This window comes from Noviherbaspirillum sp. (assembly GCF_035654295.1).
GTDB lineage: Bacteria > Pseudomonadota > Gammaproteobacteria > Burkholderiales > Burkholderiaceae_D > Noviherbaspirillum.
In genome coordinates, this window is the sequence record NZ_DASRXF010000148.1 from 1 (window position 1) to 6,678 (window position 6,678).

The 6,678-nt window shown below is 62.8% G+C and carries 7 protein-coding genes; all 7 read left to right on the top strand.

Annotated elements, in window-relative coordinates; genetic code table 11:
- Positions 1-546, top strand: a 546-nt coding sequence (locus VFF99_RS14455; protein ID WP_325019049.1) for a FimV/HubP family polar landmark protein, incomplete at its 5' end; no start/stop codon positions are given.
- A gap of 70 nt (positions 547-616) precedes the next feature.
- Entirely contained in the window at positions 617-1,420 is an 804-nt protein-coding gene (gene truA, locus VFF99_RS14460) for a tRNA pseudouridine(38-40) synthase TruA (protein ID WP_325019051.1), read from the top strand.
- A gap of 31 nt (positions 1,421-1,451) precedes the next feature.
- Positions 1,452-2,123 (top strand): phosphoribosylanthranilate isomerase, encoded by a 672-nt coding sequence (locus tag VFF99_RS14465; RefSeq protein WP_325019053.1) that lies wholly within the window; start codon positions 1,452-1,454, stop codon positions 2,121-2,123.
- A gap of 13 nt (positions 2,124-2,136) precedes the next feature.
- Positions 2,137-3,405, top strand: coding sequence for a tryptophan synthase subunit beta (gene trpB / locus VFF99_RS14470; protein ID WP_325019055.1), 1,269 nt, complete (start codon positions 2,137-2,139; stop codon positions 3,403-3,405).
- Positions 3,406-3,492: 87 nt separating this feature from the next.
- On the top strand, positions 3,493-4,290 hold the full coding sequence (gene trpA, locus VFF99_RS14475) for a tryptophan synthase subunit alpha (RefSeq protein ID WP_325019057.1): 798 nt from the start codon (positions 3,493-3,495) through the stop codon (positions 4,288-4,290).
- Between the two features lie 93 nt (positions 4,291-4,383).
- Positions 4,384-5,256, top strand: a complete 873-nt coding sequence (accD, locus tag VFF99_RS14480) for an acetyl-CoA carboxylase, carboxyltransferase subunit beta (RefSeq protein WP_325019060.1) — start codon at positions 4,384-4,386, stop codon at positions 5,254-5,256.
- A gap of 79 nt (positions 5,257-5,335) precedes the next feature.
- Complete coding sequence (folC, locus tag VFF99_RS14485) at positions 5,336-6,643, top strand: bifunctional tetrahydrofolate synthase/dihydrofolate synthase (RefSeq protein WP_325019062.1); 1,308 nt, start codon at positions 5,336-5,338, stop codon at positions 6,641-6,643.
- The last annotated feature ends 35 nt before the right edge of the window (positions 6,644-6,678 follow it).

Here is a 6,678-nt window from a genome sequence, read left to right on the forward strand (position 1 = left end):
GCCGACGAACCCGCGCCGGTTGCGATGGTGGACGACATTTCCCTCGATGGGCTGGCGCCGCCGGCCGATGCAGGCGTCCCGGACCTCGGTGAACTGAACGACGAGCTGAGCCTGCCGGCGGAAGAACCGAAGGCGGAGACCCCGGCCGCAGACCCGCTGGATTTCGACCTCTCGGGCATCAGTCTCGAACTGAACCCGCAGGACGCAGCACCAGCGGCCGAGGAACCGGCTCCGATTGTCGAACTTGATTCGCTCGAGTCCGAGCTCGCTGCGCCCGCGTCCACAGAGTCGGCCGAGTCGTTCGAGGCGGCCGAGCCGGCCGCGAACGAACTCCCGGACCTGGACTTCGACTCGATGAACACCCAGATGCTCACCGACGACGTGGATGCCAGCAGTGCGGAGATGGCGACCAAGCTCGACCTTGCGATCGCCTACCAGGAAATCGGCGACAAGGAAGGTGCGCGCGAGCTGCTGGACGAAGTGATGAAGGGCGGCTCGCCGGAACAGAGCGAACGCGCCAAGGCATTGCTGCTCGAACTGGCGTAATACGTCGCGTTTTCTTTCGACGGGCGCAGCGTGAAGCTTGCGCCCGTTTTTCTTTCTCTACGAGGTCGATTTGAGGCGAATAGTGCTCGGAGTGCAGTACGACGGCTCGCCGTGGCGCGGCTGGCAGACCCAGCCCGGCGGCGGTACCGTGCAGGACACGCTGGAAGCCGCACTCAAGCGTTTTGCGCTGACCGATATCGCAACTACCTGCGCCGGACGCACCGATGCGGGCGTGCATGCGCTGGAGCAGGTGGTGCATTTCGATACCCCGCTCGACCGGGAAATGTTTTCCTGGGTGCGCGGCGTCAACGCCTTCCTGCCGCCCTCCATCGCGGTGCGCTGGGCGTGCGAGGTGCCGCGCGACGGGCAGGACGATTTCCACGCCCGTTTCAGCGCAACGGCGCGCACTTACCATTACGTCATCTATAACCATCCCGTGCGTTCGCCGCTGCTGTCGGGCAAGGCTGGCTGGGTATTCCGGCCCTTACAGGTGGAGCCGATGCGGGAAGCATCTGCACACGTGCTGGGAACGCATGACTTTTCCGCATTCCGTGCGGCTGAATGCCAGGCCAAATCACCCGTGAAGACGATGCAAAAGATCGCGATCGAACGGCGCGGGGAATTGATTGTCGTTACATTGACGGCGAACGCTTTTCTGCACCACATGGTGCGCAATATCGTCGGTTCGCTGATCGTCGTTGGTAACGGCAACCAGCGTCCGGAGTGGATGGCGGAAATCCTTGCCAGCCGAGATCGCAGTCTTGCCGCCCCGACATTCATGCCCGACGGCTTGTACCTTGCGAAAATCGCGTACGATCCAAAATGGCAGCTGCCGCAGGAAACGGCGCCCGGCATGCCTTGGCTGCAAGGCTGAAGGGCAGCCGGAATTACCCCATGAGCAACCAATGACTTCTCGTACACGCATCAAGATTTGCGGCCTGACGCGCCGCGAAGACCTAGAGGCCGCCGTGGCCGCGGGTGCCGATGCCATCGGCCTGGTTTTCTACAAGAAAAGCCCGCGCTACATCGCGCCTGCCGACGCGGCGCGCCTGCTGGCAGCCTTGCCGCCCTTCGTCACGCCGGTCGGGCTGTTCGTCAATGCTACGGAAGCGGAGGTACAAGCCGTTGTGCGCGAGGTCCCGATTTCCCTCTTGCAATTTCATGGCGACGAAACGCCGGAACAATGCGTGGCGATCGCCGCATCGGTACGTCGTCCGTTCGTCCGCGCCGTACGCATGGGGCCGGAAATGACCGGGGCGGATTTGCTAAAATACGAGCAACAGTATCGCGCCGCCAGTGACCTGTTCTCGGGATTGCTCCTCGATGCCTTTGTCGAGGGATACGGCGGCGGTGGAAAGGTTTTCGATTGGTCTCTCATCCCAAAAGAGCTCGCGCCTCGGGTCGTTTTGAGTGGTGGCTTGAGCGTGCAAAACGCCACTGAAGCAGTGCTTCAGGTGCGCCCCTACGCCGTCGATATCAGCAGCGGCGTCGAACAATCCAAGGGCATCAAGGATCCCGCCAAAATCCGCGATTTCATCGCCGCGGTGCGCAAGGCGGACGCGACACAGAGCATTTGAAGAGAGAACCACCATGAAAGAACTGAACGCGCTGGAAAACTATGCCGAGCGTCAGGCAATGATGACGACGGCCCTGTACCAGACCGCCGAATACAAGCTCCCCGATGCACGCGGCCATTTCGGCCAGTACGGCGGCAGCTTCGTCTCCGAAACACTGACCCACGCACTGGACGAACTGAAAAAAGGCTACGCGCACTTCCGCACCGACGCGGAATTCCTCGAAGAATTCGCGCGCGAGCTCAAGCACTTCGTCGGCCGTCCCAGCCCCATCTACCACGCCAGGCGCTGGTCCGAGATGCAGGGCGGGGCACAAATCTACTTCAAGCGCGAAGACCTGAACCACACCGGCGCGCACAAGATCAACAACGTGATCGGCCAGGCGTTGCTGGCCAAGCGCATGGGCAAGCCGCGCGTGATCGCCGAAACCGGCGCCGGCCAGCACGGCGTGGCCACCGCCACCATCTGCGCGCGCTTCGGCCTCGAATGCGTGATCTACATGGGCGCCGAAGACGTCAAGCGCCAGGTGCAGAACGTGTATCGCATGGAACTGCTGGGCGCGAAGGTCGTGCCGGTGGAGTCCGGTTCGAAGACGCTGAAGGATGCGCTCAACGAAGCCATGCGCGACTGGGTGACCAATGTCGAAAACACCTTCTACATCATCGGCACCGTCGCCGGCCCGCATCCGTACCCGATGATGGTGCGCGACTTCCAGTCCGTCATCGGCAAGGAATGCCTGGTGCAGATGCCGGAACAGGCAGGACGCCAGCCCGACTACGTGGTGGCTTGCATCGGCGGCGGTTCCAATGCGATGGGCATCTTCTATCCGTACATCGACCACAAGGACGTTCAGTTGATCGGCGTCGAGGCCGCGGGCGAGGGCCTTGAAACCGGCCGCCATTCCGCATCGCTGATCGCGGGATCGCCCGGCGTGCTGCACGGTAACCGCACCTATCTGCTACAGAACGAGGATGGCCAGATCATCGAGACGCATTCGGTGTCCGCGGGCCTGGACTACCCCGGCGTCGGCCCCGAGCATGCCTATCTGAAAGACGCCGGACGCGCGAAGTACGTGTCGATCACCGACGACGAGGCAATCGAGGCCTTCCACAACTGCTGCCGCATCGAGGGCATCATCCCCGCGCTGGAATCGAGCCACGCGCTGGCCTATGCCGCCAAGCTGGCCGCGACGCTGCCGAAGGACAAGATCATCCTCGCGAACCTGTCCGGCCGCGGCGACAAGGACATGCATACCGTCGCCGAGCGGATGAAGAAGAAGTTCTGAAGCGCCAGTACCCGATCCTGACCCCATAACAACCGCCGTCCGGATGCCGGTTTTCCGCATCCGGAGGGCAATCATGCGAAGCGCATCATGTCCAGAATCCAAGCCACCCTGTCCGCCCTCGCCGAACAAGGCCGCAAAGGTCTCATCCCCTTCATTACCGCCGGCGATCCAGCGCCGGAACTCACCGTTCCGCTGATGCACGCGCTGGTAAAGGGCGGCGCCGACATCATCGAACTCGGGGTTCCGTTCTCCGATCCAATGGCCGACGGTCCCGTCATTCAGCGCGCCTCGGAAAGGGCGCTGGCAAACGGGGTCGGCATGCGCCATGTCTTGCAGTTCGTTAAGGAATTTCGCGCAACCAACCAGACAACGCCGGTCGTGCTGATGGGATACGCCAATCCCATCGAGCACATGGGCACGGGCCGGTTTATCGATGCCGCGAAGGAGGCAGGCGTCGATGGCGTGCTGGTGGTGGACTATCCGCCGGAAGAATGCCAGGAATTCGCCGTGGCCATGAAGGAGAAGGGTCTCGATCCCATCTTCCTGCTGGCGCCGACGTCGACCGACGAACGGATCGAGCAGGTGGGCAAGATTGCAAGCGGATACGTGTACTACGTTTCGCTGAAAGGCGTCACCGGTTCCGGTCACCTCGATCTGGGTGCGGTAGCGGCAAAGATTCCGGAAATCAAGAAGCACGTGCATGTCCCGGTCGGCGTCGGTTTCGGCATCCGCGATGCCGAAACGGCAAGGGCGATCGCTTCCGTATCCGATGCCGTTGTGATCGGCAGCCGCATCATTCAGGAACTCGAGAACACGCCGCGGGAAAACGCCGTGCAGGCGGTGCAAAGCTTCATTTCAGGCATCCGCCAGGCGCTGGATGCGTGATCGGCAATAACATTTTGACATCGACGCCGTGTATTGGCGCAAGGCAAGCCCGGCGGTACAATGCCGCAACCGAAAATTTGAGATGAGGTCTTCATGAGTTGGCTTGAAAAGCTGCTTCCCCCGCGCATCCAGCGTTCCGATCCCGCCAACCGGAAATCCGTGCCGGAAGGTCTGTGGGTCAAGTGCCCGTCGTGCGAGGCAGTGCTCTACCGGACCGACCTTGAATCGAACCTCCATGTCTGCCCGAAGTGCGACCACCACATGCGCATCCGCGGCCGCGAGCGCCTCGATGCGCTGCTGGACGCCGGCGGCCGTTATGAGATCGGCCAGGAAGTCCTGCCGGTCGACTCGCTCAAGTTCAAGGACAGCAAGAAGTACCCGGACCGCCTGAAGGATGCAATGGAATCCACCGGCGAGACCGATGCGCTGACCGTGATGGGCGGCTCCATCATGTCGCTGCCGGTCGTCGTGGCTTGCTTCGAGTTCGAATTCATGGGCGGCTCGATGGGTTCCGTGGTCGGCGAGCGCTTCGTGCGCGGCGCCCAGGCGGCGCTGGAGCAGAAGGTGCCTTTCATCTGCATTACCGCCACCGGCGGCGCGCGCATGCAGGAAGGCCTGCTGTCGCTGATGCAGATGGCCAAGACTACCTCCATGCTGACCAAGCTGGCCGAGAAGAAGCTGCCGTTCATCTCGGTGCTGACCGACCCGACCATGGGCGGCGTGTCGGCCTCCTTCGCGTTCATGGGCGACGTCGTGATCGCCGAGCCGAAGGCGCTGATTGGCTTTGCCGGCCCGCGCGTGATTGAAAACACCGTGCGCGAAAAGCTGCCGGAAGGCTTCCAGCGTTCCGAATTCCTGTTGCAGAAAGGCGCGATCGACATGATCGTCGACCGCCGCAAGATGCGCGAGGAAATCGCGCGCCTGCTGGCACTGCTGCAGAACCAGCCTGCAGAAGTCCTGGCATAAGAAACAGAGCTAAGCGACAAGCCCGGACTGCAGCAAGTCCGGGCTTTTCATTTTTCAGCATCCATTCCCCCCTCCAGCCATGCAAAACCTCCCCGCGACCCTCACCGAATGGCTCTCCCTCCTCGAAACGATGCATCCCAAGGCCATCGACATGGGCCTGGACCGCGTCAGGCAAGTCAAGGACAGGCTGGGCATCCGCTTCGACTGCCCGGTCATCATCGTCGGCGGAACCAACGGCAAGGGCTCGACCTGCGCGATGCTGGAATCCATGCTGATGCACGCGGGCTACCGCGTCGGCCTGTACACCTCGCCGCATCTGCTGGACTTCAATGAGCGTGCGCGTGTCAACGGCGAGCCGGCCAGCGACCAGGCGCTTGTCGAGCAGTTCGCCGCGGTCGAGGCGCAACGCGGCGATGTCTCGCTGACCTATTTCGAATTCACCACGCTGGCCATCCTGCGGCTGTTCGCCGAGGCGCAGCTCGATGCGGTGATCCTCGAAGTCGGCCTCGGGGGGCGCCTGGATGCGGTCAATGTCGTCGATGCCGATGTCGCGATCGTTACCAGCGTGGACATCGACCATACCGAATACCTCGGCAATACGCGCGAAGAGATCGGCTTTGAAAAGGCCGGGATTTTCCGGCCGGGCAGGGCAGCGATCTGCGGCGATCCGGTGCCGCCGGCCTCGCTCGTCGACCACGCCAACGCCATCGGCGCCGACCTCTGGCTGTTCGGCCGCGACTTCAACTACTCGGGCGACAAGCAACAGTGGAACTTCGGCGGACGCACGCAGCGTCGCAATTCGCTCGGCTATCCGGCGCTGCGCGGCGCCAACCAGCTGCTCAACGCCTCGGCCGCGCTCGCCGCGCTGGAGGCCCTGCGCGACCGGCTGCCGGTCGGCGCGCAGGAAGTGCGCAACGGGCTGGTCATGGTCGAGCTCCCCGGGCGCTTCCAGGTCCTGCCGGGCCGTCCGTCCGTGATCCTCGACGTCGCGCACAATCCGCACGCCGCCGCCACGCTCGCGCAGAACCTGAACAACATGGGCTTCCACCCCTACACCTATGCGGTGTTCGGCGCCATGCAGGACAAGGACATCGCCGGCGTGGTCGCGCAGTTGAAAGATATCGTCGACCACTGGTACCTGACCGACCTGCCGCTGCCGCGCGCGGCGACGGCCGAACAGTTGAAGCAGGCGCTGCTGGATGCAGGCATCGTCCCCAGCGCCACGCCCGGCTCCGAACGCACGATCGAGACCTTTGACTCCCCCGCTGCGGCATTTGCGAGCGCGAGAAGCAGAGCAGGGGAGAATGATAGAATTGCGGTTTTCGGATCCTTCCTCACTGTCGCGGGCGTGATGGAAGCGAAACGATCCGGGAAACTGTCCTGGTGATGTCTTGATCGACATGCTGTTTTTTCAAGATGGTT

Coding starts and splice junctions, on each gene's coding strand:
- trpA (WP_325019057.1), top strand. CDS start 3,493: ATGTCCAGAATCCAAGCCACCCTGTCCGCCCTCGCCGAACAAGGCCGC.
- accD (WP_325019060.1), top strand. CDS start 4,384: ATGAGTTGGCTTGAAAAGCTGCTTCCCCCGCGCATCCAGCGTTCCGAT.
- folC (WP_325019062.1), top strand. CDS start 5,336: ATGCAAAACCTCCCCGCGACCCTCACCGAATGGCTCTCCCTCCTCGAA.
- trpB (WP_325019055.1), top strand. CDS start 2,137: ATGAAAGAACTGAACGCGCTGGAAAACTATGCCGAGCGTCAGGCAATG.
- VFF99_RS14465 (WP_325019053.1), top strand. CDS start 1,452: ATGACTTCTCGTACACGCATCAAGATTTGCGGCCTGACGCGCCGCGAA.